Annotated in this window: 20 protein-coding genes and 1 pseudogene; all 21 read right to left on the minus strand. The window is 53.4% G+C overall.

Annotated features, from left to right (window positions below; all coding sequences use genetic code 11):
• Nucleotides 1-67 precede the first annotated feature (67 nt).
• Nucleotides 68-478: a phage tail terminator-like protein gene (locus SCU88_RS14890; protein ID WP_175341783.1), complete on the minus strand. Its 411-nt coding sequence runs from the start codon at nucleotides 476-478 to the stop codon at nucleotides 68-70.
• Complete coding sequence (locus SCU88_RS14895; protein ID WP_175341784.1) at nucleotides 475-1059, minus strand: hypothetical protein; 585 nt, start codon at nucleotides 1057-1059, stop codon at nucleotides 475-477. The genes SCU88_RS14890 and SCU88_RS14895 overlap by 4 nt, the downstream gene beginning before the upstream one ends.
• A 3-nt stretch (nucleotides 1060-1062) precedes the next feature.
• Complete coding sequence (locus tag SCU88_RS14900; RefSeq protein ID WP_175341785.1) at nucleotides 1063-1413, minus strand: hypothetical protein; 351 nt, start codon at nucleotides 1411-1413, stop codon at nucleotides 1063-1065.
• The gene (locus tag SCU88_RS14905; protein ID WP_175341786.1) at nucleotides 1413-1895 is read right to left on the minus strand and encodes a DnaT-like ssDNA-binding protein; all 483 of its coding nucleotides are present in this window, start codon (nucleotides 1893-1895) and stop codon (nucleotides 1413-1415) included. Before SCU88_RS14905 ends, SCU88_RS14900 begins: the two co-directional genes overlap by 1 nt.
• Complete coding sequence (locus SCU88_RS14910; protein WP_175341787.1) at nucleotides 1892-2482, minus strand: hypothetical protein; 591 nt, start codon at nucleotides 2480-2482, stop codon at nucleotides 1892-1894. The genes SCU88_RS14905 and SCU88_RS14910 overlap by 4 nt, the downstream gene beginning before the upstream one ends.
• On the minus strand, nucleotides 2464-3924 hold the full coding sequence (locus SCU88_RS14915) for a glycosyltransferase family 2 protein (protein WP_175341788.1): 1461 nt from the start codon (nucleotides 3922-3924) through the stop codon (nucleotides 2464-2466). The genes SCU88_RS14910 and SCU88_RS14915 overlap by 19 nt, the downstream gene beginning before the upstream one ends.
• Nucleotides 3924-4484, minus strand: a complete 561-nt coding sequence (locus SCU88_RS14920; protein ID WP_175341789.1) for an HNH endonuclease signature motif containing protein — start codon at nucleotides 4482-4484, stop codon at nucleotides 3924-3926. Before SCU88_RS14920 ends, SCU88_RS14915 begins: the two co-directional genes overlap by 1 nt.
• Nucleotides 4485-4642: 158 nt before the next feature.
• Nucleotides 4643-5593 carry a major capsid protein gene (locus SCU88_RS14925; protein WP_175341790.1) on the minus strand — a complete coding sequence of 317 codons (951 nt, stop codon included), beginning with the start codon at nucleotides 5591-5593 and terminating at the stop codon, nucleotides 4643-4645.
• A gap of 11 nt (nucleotides 5594-5604) precedes the next feature.
• Entirely contained in the window at nucleotides 5605-6396 is a 792-nt protein-coding gene (locus tag SCU88_RS14930) for a hypothetical protein (RefSeq protein ID WP_175341791.1), read from the minus strand.
• Nucleotides 6397-6696: 300 nt separating this feature from the next.
• Nucleotides 6697-7809, minus strand: a complete 1113-nt coding sequence (locus tag SCU88_RS14935) for a phage minor head protein (protein WP_175341792.1) — start codon at nucleotides 7807-7809, stop codon at nucleotides 6697-6699.
• Nucleotides 7796-9205 (minus strand): DUF4055 domain-containing protein, encoded by a 1410-nt coding sequence (locus SCU88_RS14940; RefSeq protein ID WP_175341793.1) that lies wholly within the window; start codon nucleotides 9203-9205, stop codon nucleotides 7796-7798. Before SCU88_RS14940 ends, SCU88_RS14935 begins: the two co-directional genes overlap by 14 nt.
• Nucleotides 9205-10689, minus strand: coding sequence for a terminase (locus SCU88_RS14945; protein WP_175341794.1), 1485 nt, complete (start codon nucleotides 10687-10689; stop codon nucleotides 9205-9207). Before SCU88_RS14945 ends, SCU88_RS14940 begins: the two co-directional genes overlap by 1 nt.
• 2 nt (nucleotides 10690-10691) lie before the next feature.
• A complete protein-coding gene (locus SCU88_RS14950; RefSeq protein ID WP_175341795.1) occupies nucleotides 10692-11207 on the minus strand; it encodes a hypothetical protein in 516 nt (171 codons plus the stop codon).
• A 78-nt stretch (nucleotides 11208-11285) separates the two neighbouring features.
• The gene (locus tag SCU88_RS14955) at nucleotides 11286-11735 is read right to left on the minus strand and encodes a hypothetical protein (RefSeq protein ID WP_175341796.1); all 450 of its coding nucleotides are present in this window, start codon (nucleotides 11733-11735) and stop codon (nucleotides 11286-11288) included.
• A 3-nt stretch (nucleotides 11736-11738) separates the two neighbouring features.
• On the minus strand, nucleotides 11739-11978 hold the full coding sequence (locus tag SCU88_RS14960) for a hypothetical protein (protein WP_175341797.1): 240 nt from the start codon (nucleotides 11976-11978) through the stop codon (nucleotides 11739-11741).
• Complete coding sequence (locus tag SCU88_RS14965; protein WP_175341798.1) at nucleotides 11978-12502, minus strand: KilA-N domain-containing protein; 525 nt, start codon at nucleotides 12500-12502, stop codon at nucleotides 11978-11980. The genes SCU88_RS14960 and SCU88_RS14965 overlap by 1 nt, the downstream gene beginning before the upstream one ends.
• Nucleotides 12503-12715: 213 nt before the next feature.
• Nucleotides 12716-12952: an Rz1-like lysis system protein LysC gene (gene lysC / locus SCU88_RS14970; RefSeq protein ID WP_431810015.1), complete on the minus strand. Its 237-nt coding sequence runs from the start codon at nucleotides 12950-12952 to the stop codon at nucleotides 12716-12718.
• On the minus strand, nucleotides 12864-13301 hold the full coding sequence (locus tag SCU88_RS14975; RefSeq protein WP_175341799.1) for an Rz lytic protein: 438 nt from the start codon (nucleotides 13299-13301) through the stop codon (nucleotides 12864-12866). The genes lysC and SCU88_RS14975 overlap by 89 nt, the downstream gene beginning before the upstream one ends.
• The gene (locus SCU88_RS14980; RefSeq protein ID WP_175341800.1) at nucleotides 13289-13933 is read right to left on the minus strand and encodes a glycoside hydrolase family 19 protein; all 645 of its coding nucleotides are present in this window, start codon (nucleotides 13931-13933) and stop codon (nucleotides 13289-13291) included. Before SCU88_RS14980 ends, SCU88_RS14975 begins: the two co-directional genes overlap by 13 nt.
• Nucleotides 13920-14270, minus strand: a complete 351-nt coding sequence (locus SCU88_RS14985) for a phage holin, lambda family (protein ID WP_175341801.1) — start codon at nucleotides 14268-14270, stop codon at nucleotides 13920-13922. The genes SCU88_RS14980 and SCU88_RS14985 overlap by 14 nt, the downstream gene beginning before the upstream one ends.
• 769 nt (nucleotides 14271-15039) lie before the next feature.
• A pseudogene (locus SCU88_RS14990) lies at nucleotides 15040-15393 on the minus strand (antA/AntB antirepressor family protein); the annotation flags it as partial.
• Between the last annotated feature and the right edge of the window lie 258 nt (nucleotides 15394-15651).

The following is a 15651-nucleotide window of genomic DNA, read 5'->3' on the forward strand; positions in this document are numbered from 1 at the left end:
GCCTTTCTCCTGTACGAAAAAAACCGGCTCGCGGCCGGTTGGTTATGAGGTTTGTGGGGTTTGGTGTTTAGCTGACGATGTCGGCCCGATAATTCAGGCTGACGGGCACGGTATAGGTGGTATCGGTGGTTATGCCAGCAAAAATGGCAGGGGGACCACTTATCCAGCATGTAAATCCGTCTCCTGCCAGTTCCTGACCTTCAGGAAAGAGCGCGGCAACCTGGCGGGCCAGCGCGCCAGCAGAGGATCTGCCAGAGCCAGCCGGAACAACGACATTAATCTGATATACGCCGGGAAACATCCGGCACTTTAGCGATAAATCCAGCGTTCGCGGCGTAGCGGGCATGTCATGCACGGCAAGGTAAGGTGCGCCCGATGGTGGATCAAAGACGACATTATCCCAGGCGACCGGGATCCCCTCCGAATCGGCCCACCTCCCCAGTCGAGCCGCCAGCGCCGCAGAAATATCAGGAATCACGTTTTTAACTCCCTGGCCGATTCGTCAAAAAACCGCTGAAACTCGGCGGCGGTGATACGCACCATTCCCGCTGGCGCCTGGGTTGAATGCCCCATTTCCAGCGGGTAGGCATACGGCACGTTATTGCAGAAATAGATCGCCTGCATCCCCACCTTAAACAGAGATAGCTGGTACTCACCGGCTGCGCGGGTCAGATGCCCCTGCTTGTCGATGACTCCGGTTTCCCCCTCTGTTGGGGCATCGAACGACACCTGCCAGTTGCCACGGAATCTGCCGCCGGTATACCCGGGCGGCGCCTTAATATCCATGCTGTCGTTGACCCTGGATTTTTTCTTCAGGCGCCCGGTTTTGGTCAGGTTAGCGGGATCAGTTCGCAACCCTTCATTGTGTTCGGCTACCGCAACGTTATAGGCCGCCGCCGTCTTATTCACCTGCCATAGCTCAGGGTTACCAACGGGGGACATCATAATCAGTTGGTTCAGGATTTTTATGCTGGTGGCACGCACCACCTGCTCCTGGTTCGATTTAGCCTGGTTCACGAATGCCGTGATTGACTCCACGAACGCTGTATTCTCGCCCATGTGCTACGCCCTCAACTGCGCCCGGTAGCAAATCACCAGCCTGGCCGGTTTTACGGGGTTCGGCGCAACGACGCGATGCCGCTTACCGTCGATTTCCACCAGGTCACCAACGCTAATTTCCTGCTCTGCGGTAAACACGATCCGCACATCGCCTGATTTGATGACCGTGCCATCTATTTCACCCGGTTGATAGTCTGTGCGCACGCCAGTGGCCGTGTACGGCGTTTCGGGGCGCTCATGCTCCACGCCGCCGATGACTTCCAGAGAGCCGGGGCGCACAGCCTGAAACTCTACGCCATTGGCGGTTATCATCCTGGTGGAGCGGTCGCGCATGCGCTGGTAGTTGATAGCCATTACGCACGCTCCGCGAATGTGTTGATCGCAAATCCCCGGGCAATCGCCAGACCATCCAGCAGGGCTGTAACGGCAGGATAGGACGGGGTAAACGTCTCGCCCTCAGCCACGGCGTAGGTCATGGTAATGGCGCCCTCTACCCGCTCAGTTTTAACCGCAGCCTCGCGCACGCTGCCCAGCAGTTCGCCATCGATGGCCTCGACCGCAAGCATGCATTGCGCAGTGATAACCTGCCGGGGAATTTTGTCGTGCGGCAACTCATGGTCTTCGATGTAGACATCTCTGCGAGGCCATGCCAGAGGCTGCGCGGGATTGACCCGGCGTCCTGCCCAGTTAAGCCCTTCGAGATAGTCCATCGCCTTAATCAGCAACGGGGCTGTTTTATCCGGCAGTTCTATGCCACGCAAATCAGCGAACGCTGCAAGATCGGCCTCGCTGGCGTAGCTATTGAATCCCGGACTTGTGGGGTCGGTATTAATCATAGTTCCTCCAGAACGTCGGCCAGCGCCCACGCCCGCCGGGCCTCAGTCCGGTTTTTTCCATCAGGATGGCGCTCAACACTGGGGCCGTCGGCGTGTTCAACCAGCGATTGCGACAGATAAACCACCTCCCGCCCCCACGCCCGACCGATAGCAAAATCAGCAGCGAGATGGTGCGGCCAACGCTCCAGAATGCTCGCAATCTCGCCTGGTGGGACGCTATAGCAAACGCCGTGAATCAGGGTTGGCAGAGTTATAGTATCTGAGCCAGACGACAGCTTTTCTGCAATGGTGGATTGCCACTGCGGCGGCCTGCTGGTACCAAGATAGAAACTGACGAGAGAGCCAGGAAAGCGCTCCAGCACATCGCCAGCAAGCTCCGAGAACGAGCGCACAGGAATGGCATCGTCCTCCATCACTATCACCCGGCGATTCTGCTGCGCGGCCCACTCCAGCGCCCGGCGGTGATTCCAGTTTGCGCCGTGGTTCCCTTCATCCACCAGCAGATGAGAGTCAAGATAAGAGGCCAGCGCCACGGCCTGGCTGCGCCGGGCGTGGTGCCCAACAATGACTATTTGTGCATCCACCACGCACACTCCTTACCAAATCCGCTGGTTTTGAATACCGTATTCACTACCGGCCCATGCACGACACGATCACCGAACGAGTGGGCCACAATGCCGAAGGCGCACATGTCGAACGGTGTCGCTGGCGCCGCCTCCTTTCCCCAGAACCTGTTGCTTTCGATACTGAAATAAAGCCTGATAACCCGGTGCGCAAACTCCATCACATCAGCGCGTGAACCGCCTAACAACCCGGCGTTCAGCAGAGTGCTATGCCGGTTCGCCTCCATGAATTCACTGTAAGCAGTGCCGTGGTGGCTCTTCCTCATCCACTCGTCAGCGTAGGTTTTTGCCTCTGAGCCAACGTAGATAACACCGGGCTGCATGTCCTGCCACGGCTCACGCAGCATTTCGACATCAGTACCGTCAGTGCACCACACAAACCGATATTCAGGGTGCTCTCTCAGATAGCGATAGATGTGCAACCAACGCTGAAAATAGACGCTCATTTCAACGTCGGGAACCGTAACTACCTCAGCGCCATGCGTCGCCTGCTTCAGTTCATCAGCCAGCACCACCCTATCAGCGCCACGGATGGATTTGGCCCATTTTTCCAGTAGCGAGGGATCAGGCTCCATCTTCGTTCCGCGCTGCGGGTCCGGCTGACTGGTCAGCAGCGATGTAATCACTACATCGCGCTGGCGCCGGTACTCTGCATAGCCGGTATAGCCACTATCACGGCGGGAGTTATGGATGCCTGCATTCCGTTTGACAAGTTCCTCCCGGTCATCGCGGGAAACGCTCCGATTAACCGCTTCATGTTCATCAAGTGAGTGAATCAGCTTTTCAGAGCCAACTACATCAGCAAACGCCCACGTCGTCAGACCCGCGTTGTGGATGCGCATCGCCAGGTCGCCATGTTCGTACATGCCGCGCCCATATATCAGATCGAAACCGCCGACCCGCTCGATAGCGCTGCGGTGGTAGTACAGCATCACCCCGCGCTGTCCGGTGTATGCGATGTGCTGTTCATCCTGATACAAAACGGCGATATCCCTCAGTTTGCGTGGGCCAGCCAGGTCGAGAAACTGATACGCAAGGTGAGGCTCGGGCGATTCGATGTAAGGAAGATGCCAGTTGTCGGCGATGGCATACGCATCGTCATCCCACAAAAATAAATGTTCGCATCCTGAGTCCATAAGGCATTCAAGGCTGGCATTTTTCGATGCGACAATCCCAAGTGACTTATCGTGCCGGATTAACTTGCACCAATCCGGCACTTTTGCTGGAGGGTTGGACCCGTCATCGATGACGAATACCACAGCGCCGGTAGGTAAATGTTTACGATGTTGCTCAAGTGAATTTGCGAGTACCTGCGGCCTGTTATGCGTAGTTATCGCGATCCCGATTTTATTGTGAGAAACGCTATCGGCGCGGACATAAGGAACCCCATCAACAATGACGTCCATTATTTCCCCTCAAATTCGCAACGTGCTTTTTCAACCGCAGCCGTTGCTTCTGATAATGTTTCAAATTCCTTTTGGAAAATGATATCGCCATTTCTTGTCAGTCTTGCCCTGAACTTTCCGCTTTCCCTGAGAGATACACCCATCACTCCAGTGGAGCTAACTGGCTTTACTCGGTTCCAAACATTTACTGTATGTGTTACCACTCTTAGATGTTTTGGGTTGACACACTTTCGGTTATGGCAGGTGTGATCAATTTCAAAACCATCAGGAACATCCTTGACCAGTAGTTCATAACTGGCTTTGTGAGCCAGGGTCATCATCCCTTTATGTTTGAACATTCCATAGCCGTCTGGATTTATGTATGCAAGCCAGTTCCAGCATCCGGTTGACTCATCAACCATATACTTGCTTCTCAATCTATCGAGTGGTGATTTTGCTTCGTGGGATCCGGTTTTATAGAGTCGCAGATAATGCATCTGGCACATGCCTTTGCAATGCGCTGGCCGTTCACATGAATTAACGGAACAGGTTTTCCCTGCATTTCTAACAAGTCCGCTCATCGGAATTACCTTTTAGTGATGAACCTTGTCGCACAGGAGATCCGGCCCTCAGAAGGCTCCGACGCCAGCCGGTTCCTCAAGGGTCATCCTGAAAGGTTCTGAGTAGAATGTGCGCGTGCGATGCGCATAAAAAAGGGGCCGAAGCCCCTTTGTGATGATTAGCTGCCGCCGCCAAGCTTGATCAGAACGCCAGCGGTGGACTTGTTGCTGGTGAAGTGTTTCTTCCAGTTCGCGCCGGTGCCGATCTTAGTCAGATCCGGGTTGCTACCGCCTGCCGTGGTGTCCCAGCTATAGCCCAGCAGTTCAACGTTGACCGTGCCCTCAGCACGATAACCAATCGCGAGGTTTTCCTGGTCGTTGATGTCGTATGAACGGAATCCCGGAGCCTGAGATTCAGTTACAGACACGCCACCGGCTACCAGGCCGAGGATGGCATCTGCATCCATGGTGTCAGTAACCAGAACCGGTTTACCCAGGGTTCCCGGTTGGCCGCCGTACACTACCACCCCTGCCTCTTCGTAGATTTTGTTGTCGATAGCCTGATCGACGATGTCGAAATACGTGGTGGAATGCATGACGAACAGTGCAACTCGGTTGAATTTGTCGCCATATTTCCGCAGTCCACGAGTCAGGGTTTTCTTGCCATCAGTGGCAATATCGGCTGTGACAACCATATCAGCATTAGCGCCGATGGCCGCGACTGCCCCCTGGAGCGCGTATTTGATGTAACCTTCCAACGTGGCGTCAGCCACATCGACACCAACCACTTCGGAGAATTCGTCTACAGAACGACCTCGACGCTTAAACGCCTCCTCAGTAGTCATATACGGCCCATATTTCCAGGGGGCCTTAACACTGACCGATTCACCGGCGCCAATCTTCTTACCAGTAACAGGATCGGTGGAGTTGACGTCGCGGGACTCAATGGAGCCACCGACCTGATAGAAAGCGCGTTTGCGGAAATCGCCTTCGATCAGTTCATTGTCCAGAATAATCGCCCCGTTAGAGGCCTGGTTAAAAACATCCAGATTGTCCTGGCGACGTTCCAGGAACGCAGTCTGCGCCAGGTCGTCGTAAATAATCAGGTCAGAATTGACGGTAGTATCCATCTAAAAAATCCTTATTTGGGAAGTCGTAGGAATGCCTGCTGTCCGTGTTTGCGGACATAGGCTGCTTTGTCTGCGGCGGACATTTCTGAGCGCTTGAGGGCATTACCACCAGCCCCCGGTTTGTGACCTCCGGCGCCAGTACCTTCAGCGCGGGGGAACAGGTGGGGAGCCGTCTCCTTGAGAGACTCGGCCCACTCTTCGGGGGTGAGTGGTGACTTGCCATCTTTGCCGAACAGAACATCACCATTTGTATCAACAGCTACGGCCTCGCCGTCCTCGTTGAGCTGGAAAGTGCCCTTGGCACGCAGGATCAGGTCGTCGGATGCCTCCGCCAGCGCGCCAGCTTTCGCTGCGGCAGAACGGATGGCATCGGCCAGAACGCGATCCCGAAATTTGTTGGAGAACGCCTCAGCTTTTTCAGCGCGTTCATTGGCAGTTTTGATTTGCTTATCGACATCGGCGCGCAGGCGCTCGGTGCGTTTGTTCAGCACCTCATCGATTTTCCCGGCAGCGATAAGCTTTGCCTCTTCGTCATCGGAAAAGCGCTGCAAAATGCCGCGAACGGCTTCGGGGTCGATGCCTTCAAACTGTTTCAGCGACTCACTGGACTCCTTGAGCTTCCCCAGCAATTCGTTATTTTTGGTCTTCAAGCCGGTAACGGCACTATTCACCCGCTCATTGATAATTTTCTCAATTTCAGGGGTAATTTCCGGCGTGCCTTCGCCGCCGCCAGCGCCACCACCGTCGCCGCCTTCAGAGCCTGCCGCAGAGTAATATTTAATGAACATATTTCGAAAAAGCATGGTATTCCCCTTGGGAAAGTTGCGGGCTTAGCCCAATAAAAAAGGCCGCCCTGGGCGACCTGTGTTTTAGATAAAAATTTGCACGTTAACCTGTGGGGAGAATCACCTCGTCGGAAAGCGTGATCCCGTCGGACGCAAGAACGAAGGTGACAACCAACTTTCCTACTTCTCCAGGGTGGCTATCAATCCTCAGTTCAGACTGATTGGACAAAAGCTGTCCGCTCTCTTTATCAAATAGCGCTATCCCCCCGCGAAACCGTTTTAAAACCAATTTTCGCGCTGGCATCAATCTTTCACGGCTCAAATTCCTGCCTCCTCAAATGCTCGCGCATCGCGCTGGCGCAACTGCTCAAGCGTTAGCCATTCGCCACGGTCGGTATAGAACTCATCCGGGCTCATGCCTCCGTCACGCATCAGTCGGGCGCGTTTCTCGCCCAGCACCTCTACCTGCCGCCGGTACGGCTGACGTTCCAGCCAGTCCCGGTAGTTCGTCTCTGCTGCGACCTGACCATCCATACTTGCGCGGGTGCCCTCATCCATTTCGTCGATATCGAGACCCAGTTCGCGCCAGGACTTCAGAATCAACGTTTCGGTAGAACGGCAGCAGAAATGAATCCGGCCAGGTCCCTGCAAATAGGGAACCTTGTGGCCGATCGGCTTGCCGTCCAGGGTGTACCGCAGCCGGTCACGAATGATGCAGTCGCGGCTGGTTTTGTTGTCCAGAGTGGATTGCCATTGCTTCCCCTTCGCGATGTCGCTGTTAGCGTTAGCGAAGCTGCTACGCGCCGTTGCTGCGATATGGTTTACCGCCGTTTTGGCAATACTGGCGGCGTTCGCCCTGCTCATCTGAATTGCACCATCACGGTAGTGCTGGTTCGCGTGACCGCGCACGTTGCGCGCTATCGTTTCAGTCGTATCTCCGGCCAGATATCCGCGGCGTACAGCGTTGATAATGCGCGTCAGGCGATCCGATTCGAGGTTGCTGGCCCACTCACTCAACAGGCGCCCCTGGAATGGCTGGGACATCGCCGTTGCATAAACCATATCAGCCGTAATGCCCTGCAACGGATAGCGGGAGGCTACCGGGCCAGGCAATAGCGAATCGAACAGACTTAGCTGATAGCCTGCCTCATGCTCTGCAAACTCCCGCAGTTCGCCCTGCAGCGCGCTCTGCAACGCAGATACCGCCTGCCGGTTCAGTTCCCGAACGCTACCCAGCAGGCTCTCCAGGCGTTTGACCGTGAAACTGTCGGCCGGTAGTCGGTCTAGGGCATCCAGCAGGCGGCCGGTCAGGTCAGCATCGGTTTCGTTCAGCGTTTTCACCATGCGGTTTGCAACGCCGGTACTGTAGCGAGCTACCCAGATGGAATGGGCGATAGCCTCATCCCGCAGGTTTTCATTAATCGTCGCCATTTCCGCCACCACTGCCGATCAGCGTCGGCTCCTGATTGCGAATTGTGTCGATCACGTCCTCGATGCTGTCGCCCGGATCGATGATGTCCAGGCGCTGGAGCGCGCGCACCATGTCCGAATCACGAATAGCGCCGGATTGCCACGCCGAAACGATGGCCGTTACCATGCCGGATTCGGCCACTTTCGCGATGAATTCCTGGCTGATAACGAAGGTTGGTTCCTCGCCTTTCATCCCCAGATACCGGGCGCACCACGCCAGCGCGCGCCCGTATGCCTCGGTAACGTTCGATACACAGATCCCCAGGACAGAGGTCGATGATGTCTGTTCGCCGCTGGCCTGTGTGGCCGTTTTGGCCGCCGAATTCTGCTCAATCAGCCGGGCGCCGAGCTGCACCATATAGTCGCGTTTACTGTCCATCGCCTCTTTAGCGAGCATATTCGGTGCGGCCTGGGCATAAGCAAACGAGCCCTCTTTCGGCAGAAGCAATGGCTCACGGGAGCCAACTTTAACGCCGTTCTTTTCCAACCAGTCGCGCCACATGGAATCAATCCCGGAAATGTACGGCTGTACCTGCCCACAGAACCACACGCTATCCTCATAATCCGCGCTGTTCCGGTAATGCCCGAGATTAATCTCAGTCAGCGCTGCCAGCGGTGATTCGTCAATCGTCGGGTCGTTATTCTGGGCGCCGACGAACGTGAACGGGATTTCGTCCCAGGATGTTTCGCTTTTCGGTTTCGGCCAGTATTCGCTACTTATTTCGTAACCACCACTACCGGTTTCCCCGCTGCGCCGCCAGACCCGGCAAACGAACCGCCCCTCTTCCAGCGCCAGTTCTCGGTACTGAATAACATTCTTGAATCCGTATCCGTCCGGCTCTTCAATACACTCACGCAGAACCACCAGCACCAACTGATCCCGGCCATTAATACGGTCGGTGCGCCAGTTGATGATGTTTTCAGCCTGGTATCGGAGGATGATCGCCTGGTTAGCACCATCGGCGTAATCGACGTAAAGCCCCTCGCGGGCCACCTCCAGCACGTTATCCAGCACCTGCTGTGCCTGCTGATAGATACTGGTTCCTGCACCATCGGCATTGCTCTGCGCATATTCCAGCTTTTCCGGTGCCGTCAGCGTGGGATCTTTCCGGAACGCCAGTCCGAGCATGCCGATTTTGGTATTGCTGGTTATCGCGTAGAAAACAGCGCGCGTGAGGTAGTCATCGTTACGTTTCCGGTTTCGCGCTGATTTATCCGAGGGGGCCAGTTTAGGCAGATACTCATGCCCCGCCGATTTTATTGCCTCCGCCCCCTTGCAGACGTCGCGGATCTTCTTCCAGACCTCACACGCCGCCTTCTGCTCAGGGCGAACAAATGTAATATCGTAATTTGCCATCAGAAAGTGGTATCCAGAGAGATAGAGAAAGCCGGTTTAGTTCGTTTTCTAGTTACAGAGAAATAGCGAAACGCATCGGCGCCATGGGATGTCCAGTCATGCAGTGGTCTATCCTTCCAGCACCCCCTTTTGTCATCCCATTCTTTGCGATAGTTCTCCAGCGCATTAATCCCATCTGCGCACTTAACATCGTCAAACACGCAAGCGGGAAGGATTTCGCGAACCAATTCAATTCCCTCGTCAACGCCTGATTTTGGCACCACACTAAATACCAGGGAGTATATTTTCCCGTCGATTTCATACCCTTCCCGGGCAAGTTCGCGGCGTGATTTCGCATCGCTACCAAATTCGCGGTTGTCGATGTCATGCGGCCCCCAGTGCTCACCGTATTCATAGCCACGGTCTTTCAGCACCTTCATGTAGTGGCGCAGGCCTTCACCGCTGTTTTCGTAGTAGTCTATTACGTGGAATTCTTCACCAACTTCCCTTACGAACCAGATAGCTGTTGAGTCGCCAACACCAATATCCCAGAACGTGTGAACTGGAAGATGAGAATTATCAGGGATGTCCCCAATGCGCTTATTCTGATACAGCCACCGGAACTGCTTGGCGTAGTAAGCGCCTTCGACTGATTGCTGAAATGCCTCTGCGGGGATGGATGGGTATTCCCGCTTCATGTCATCGCCGAGCGTCTTCTCTTTAGCGAGATACCAGGCTTTCTGGCGGTCATTTAGTTTAACGCCGTGTTTTGTCTCAATCTCAGCGAAATAATCGCTCAGGCGCTGCGGTATTGATTCCACGGGGTCGATTGCATACTGCGGATTCTTCCACCATGAAAAGAAGAAAAACTTCCAGTCCAGGTTGGATAGTTGCTTACCCTGTAGTTGGGCTTTTTCTGCCGACTGGCAGTAATCAAAAAAGTACCCCGCCCTTCCCTCTGCGGTGCTCTCAATCGTAGTAAAGCAATCGGTAGACACCGCTTCAAATGCGCCGGTGACAATCTCACGCGCTTTATCAGGGAACTTGGCACATATCTTCCCAAATTCGGAAACATGCAAATATCGCAACGTGCCACCACGAAAGGATGTACTGATATAGAGAGAACCGCCTTTCTTAAAAACAAGCTCACCTGCCGCATCGTTGCTTGCCGGGTTTGCCGCCTTTATCTCATTGGGGAGCCGGTCATAGGCGTACTTAATCTTCTCCCTGAATAACCGCTTGGCGTCATTGAGGGTGTGAGCAATCAGAGCGCATTTCGCAGCCTCAAACAACGCCGCATCCAACTGGATAATGCAAACCTCGGTGGTAAACCCAAGTTGCCGGGCTTTCAGAATGATATTCCTGGTATGCATCCCCTCGAAGTATTCGAGTTGCTCAGGTGTCATCCTGAAGCGGGTCGGCTTTCCTTCTTTGTTGGTTATCCAGTAGAGATGATTTAGCCGCCAGAGCTTGTCACGAAGCAGCGCGAGATGTTCCGCCTTCATGCTCACCCCTTAGCTAATTCATCCATCATTGAAGACAAGGATTCTGTCTCGTCACTCTTCTTCTCAGAGTCGATGTTGTAGGCTTCGCGCTCGGCTTTGATTATCTTCACCTGAGCATCTACGCCAGCAACGAGAGAGCGGGAAAGAGAAGCGTGGTTATCTTCGGTAAAATCGACACTTTCCAGGAAGTCGCCAAGTCGGTTAGCTATGCGCCGCCATCGGGTTAGATCCACCCGGTGACCAAGAACTACATCAGCAGCAGCTTCGGATGCTTCATCGATAATCTCATCGTCAGTTCGCACATGTTCGCGCGAACCGTCATTGCGAACCTCGCTGCGAACCAATTTCAATCTGGTCGCTTCCTTGACCTTTTCTGTCAGGTCTCTTAGCCAACCATTTTGCGTTGCTCGCTTCCTTATCGCAGTGTCGCTTACTCCATACTTTTCGGCTATTGCACGAATGGACAGCGAGCCAGCCCGGTAAGCCGACTCGATGGCCTCCCAGTCTGGTTTTGCCATAGTTGTTCCTTACTCTTTGTTCATTCCTGAATCTCCTCGGGAGGAGACTGAGGAATGGCCGCCCGTAGGCGGCTATGTTCATTTCATCAGGCTTGCGGCGTACTCAATCAGGTATAGCTTCGGGGCCAGCCAGATTTTCAGCCACGCCGGATTCGCCAGCACGGCAAGTACGGATGAGAGCCATGCCAATAGCACCGCACCAAATGGGAGAACAAGCGGGTTGAGTTCACCGTTATGACTCCAAACCAGAGTGGACGCGTATTTTGGATTTCCTTTTTCCCACGACCACCCCTCACCACCAATTATCCCTATTTCAACCTTTTTGCATTGGCTTCTGATTATCCAGACCGCCAGGGGAATCGAGGCGAGGGCTATGATTGTCATAATTAGACTCTGAACAAAATTCCACAGCAGTAGTTGGTGAATAACGTCTGGTATCTGCGCCTGGCTGAATGACACTGCCGCATCAATGCCACTGCTCGCCTTCTGTAGCAGTTCCGCGAGCACTTTGTTTGCCTGTTCGTTCATCGTTTATTCCTTCCCTTTTCGCGAGAAAACTGACTTCGCAAACCAGCAGATAAACGCCCCACAGATAACAGTGGTTGGCGTCACGGGGATGGAAGCGCTCCAACCGGCAGCGCCTGCGATTGCGTTCCACGCCATTAATGCCAGAGTGACAATCCCCAGATATGCGAAAACGAATGCAATAAATACCAGTGATGCGACTAACACCACCTGTCCGGTACTCAGACCGCTAAACTCATATTTCATTACGCTGCTCCCTGCATGATTGCGACCATGTCGGGGTCCATCTGGTCAATTAGGTTCTGTCGGGTGGTTTCAAGCATGTTCTTCCGGCCACCGACCCCCCATCGATTCATCTTGCGAGCACACTCGCTTACTTCCTGCTTTTCATTCGTGATCAGCAAGTCGAGTCGATTAAGCATGGTCATGCTGGAAATGCCATTTAGCACGGCCTCGCGGAATGTCTCATATACCCGAATTTCAAAGTCAGGGTTCAGCCAGGCTGCATAGCGGATGGCGATTAGCTCAAGCCCCCAAATGCCTGATTCAATGCCACCCTTAATTATTTTTACCGAAGCCCTTTTTTGGGCTTTGGTTAATGATTCGGCAAATCGCCCAATTTGAGAGCTACGCATGAATTTACTTGGTCGCTGCGCCTCTGTAGCCTCGCCTTTCAATACCGCTGCTGCGTGCAAATCATTCAGGTTGTAGCGCCCTTCTTCATCTACTCGAACAGATACGCCATTAACAATTACAGTTGGATATTGCATGGTGATTACCTTCAAAAAAGAGACCTCTGCTCACCAGAACGGCCATACCCGAGCGCACCATGCTACGATGGCGTTCTCAGAGGTCGCTTTTGTGAATGGTCTCGGGGTTGGAATGCGCGGTGAGTGCGCGGTGAAATTCGGATGTAAAAAAGCCCCGGCTAACCGAGGCTTGTTATTTGAGGCACTGAGTGCTGATGTAGTCTTGCAACCCTTCTATTTGCTGGGTTGCTCGATTTTCCTAATTGCTGCACGGTCGATATTGCACTGACCCAACAACCCGAGCAATTCAGCATTAAGAGCAACGCTATCCCCGTATGTCATCCCGTCACTGATTTGCGGCGGGATGATCGGGCTTGTCAGTTCAGCGGGTATTGGAAGCTTTGCCACTTTCACCTGCTGATACTCCACTTGCGGACTCAGCTGCCTTGCGCAGCCGGTTAACAGCGTCATGGTTAACAGGAGCCACAGAGCATTTGTCTGTAGAGAGATAGCGCCTGATTTCATCCTGTAGTTTCCTGTTCTGCTGTGTGGCCTCTGAGCGCTGCTCGGTAACATCCTTCATCACCTCGTTCTGCTGCTTCACTGCGTTGGTTAACTCGGTAACACTGGATGCCAGGTCGTCATTCTTTGCGCGCAGACTGTTTATCTGTTCGTCTTTGCTGTTAGTGAGTTTCTCAAGCCGTTCGTTAGTCGCGGTGAGTTGACTGTTTCGTGCATTCAGCCCCCACAGAGCAACGCAGAACAGCCCGATGATGAATATGTGTGAGTAGTTACGGATAAAACTGATTACGTTGAACATAGAATCCCCTTAGCCTTTGAGAGGCGGGATTTCCTGTCTGCCAGTCCATTAGTTCCGCCGTTAATGATTCTGGTGATGCGGTCAACATCATCAGAGTCGGCTAGTTTGTTAAGTCCGTGATTGCTCCACCATGCCGCCGCAGATTCAGCGGCGAGCGGATAACTGGTAAGCCGGTCAGGGTCAGCGACAATATCGACACCCAGTTGATTAACCAGAGCCGCGTAGTTAGCTCTCCCGGTCACCTGAATCAGGCCTCTCCCGCGATAGCGATACCCGTCACCAGACGCCTTATCGCCGTTACCGTTCCGGTTGGCGTAGATAATGTTGGCAATCTCCTGCTGACGGACTTTTGGCACCACCTTTTCCCCAGGCTGACGGCCCAACCTGTCCGCGTCGGCTTTGCTGATTCGTCGGCTAAACAGAGAGCACAGAGCACCGGTAGAGTAATTCAGGTTTTCCTGTATGCGGGAGAATCCGCCAGACTCATGCCCGATCTGCGCGATAAAGTGGGCCTGTCGTAGCGGTGTGTTAATACCGAATTTGTTCATTGCGGCCACGATGTGCGGATACCACACGTCACGCAGATAATCGCCGATACCGGCTGCCTGTTGAAATTGATTAGCCGTTAGCATCGGTACCACCTAAGCGTTTATCTATCTGATTGCGGAGTTTCGTGCCTATAAAATCGACTCCGAGATATCCGATAACAATTGCAACCACCCAGGCAAAGTCGTTGTTGAACGAAAATCCGATGATTGACGCCAGCGCCTGGCAAGTTGGTTTAAGAAAGAAGGCGAACATGCCACACATGCAGCCGTCTACGATTCTCCGGGGCCATGAGTCTCGCCCTACATACGTCGAACGGAGAATCGCCATTACAGCGGCTAACACGGCATACCCGGATTCGTTTTTGTGGGTGTACAGCCATGCAAGAAGGCTGGCCCAGAACCCAGGGTCATTTGAAGGCATGAGGATTGTCTTCTGTTGTGTGTGTAGGAAGGCCGTCAGACACAGGGGGAAAGGTTTATCTAAAGGGTTATGTCTGCGGCCAAATACGAAAAAGGCCCGCACGAAGCGAGCCTGAATAATTGGTGCATCACCACAGAGAAGAGCACTGACAGGCGGCACCGCCCTTGCTAATCGCCAGCGTCTGACTGGACACTTCAATGCTCTTTTCTGTGATGCTGAAATAAAAAAGCCACCGGAGAATCAGTGGCTTGAAATTTAATCTGGCGGGACAGGTCGCTATCCCATCCCATTATCACGCGCTAGCGGAACCAGTAGCGAAATCGCGAACGCAATAACGCTTATACATAATATTACTGTACGGACATCCGGACAGTCAACCACTTACACTTAAACTATTCAGGCGCTGACCATAAATTTTATCCACCGTTAATCTTCCGGCCGCTTCATTCTGTTTTAGTTCTTCAAGTCGGGACTCCATCATTCCCAGAACAGGTTCAATATCACCACGCCTGCGCAAAACGATACGAATAACTTCTTTCTCGAAATCATAATTAGCAGAATGAACGGCGGCTGTGATTTTTAATATGCGGCGGAGTTCCTCAGCCATTACAGGTAAATCATCAACGGTGAATGATTGTGGTGACGGTCGTCCAGCTGCTGCCCTGAGCGAATACCAGATGCCCTGCGTCCAGGCTTCTTTGAAGTGCATGTTATGAGCCGCGCACCAGACAAGGTTCTTTAATTTCGCCATGTGGTCAGAGGATATAACCTCAGACTGAGGTTTTGGCTGCCTCGCTTTCATCAGCTGTTTCTCGCACTCAATGAAGTAGCGGCGGATCTGGCGACCCTTTTCATTGCGCTCAACCATCGCCAGTTCTTTTGCGGTGTCGAGAGTAAGATGGTAATCCCTTGCTGGCCTGCCTCTCCCTATTTTTTCCCGAATTTGGGAAATAATAATAAAGTCCTGATTTTTAACGAATCCATACTCAGCTATGCGTTCTGTTATCCACGATGCGAAGCGTTTTCCGACACCAAGGAATTCATGCAGATCACGAGCATTGACGAGCAAAGCGGATTCGTTGGAAATGGTGCCGTTGAATACGGGGATGAGTTGGTTTGTCATGATATAGCTCCTGTTAGCTTAATCAGAAGCCACCACGCAAGTGAGATTTTGGCGGTGGCCCGAATGGGGATCTCACTACCGGCCTAACAGGTACCGGCCCAACCGAAGTTGGCCCCACCCGAGCCACCATAATTCAGGTATGCGCAGGTTGCGACAATAAAAAAGACGCTGGCGCGTCTGGTGTCGCCTGTTAGATATCCGGGGTGAGATTCCCGACAACCGATTTTGCGGCTGCACAGGGAATATAGCCCCGAATAT

The organism is Jejuibacter sp. L23 (assembly GCF_050815825.1).
Lineage (GTDB): Bacteria > Pseudomonadota > Gammaproteobacteria > Enterobacterales > Enterobacteriaceae > Jejubacter > Jejubacter calystegiae.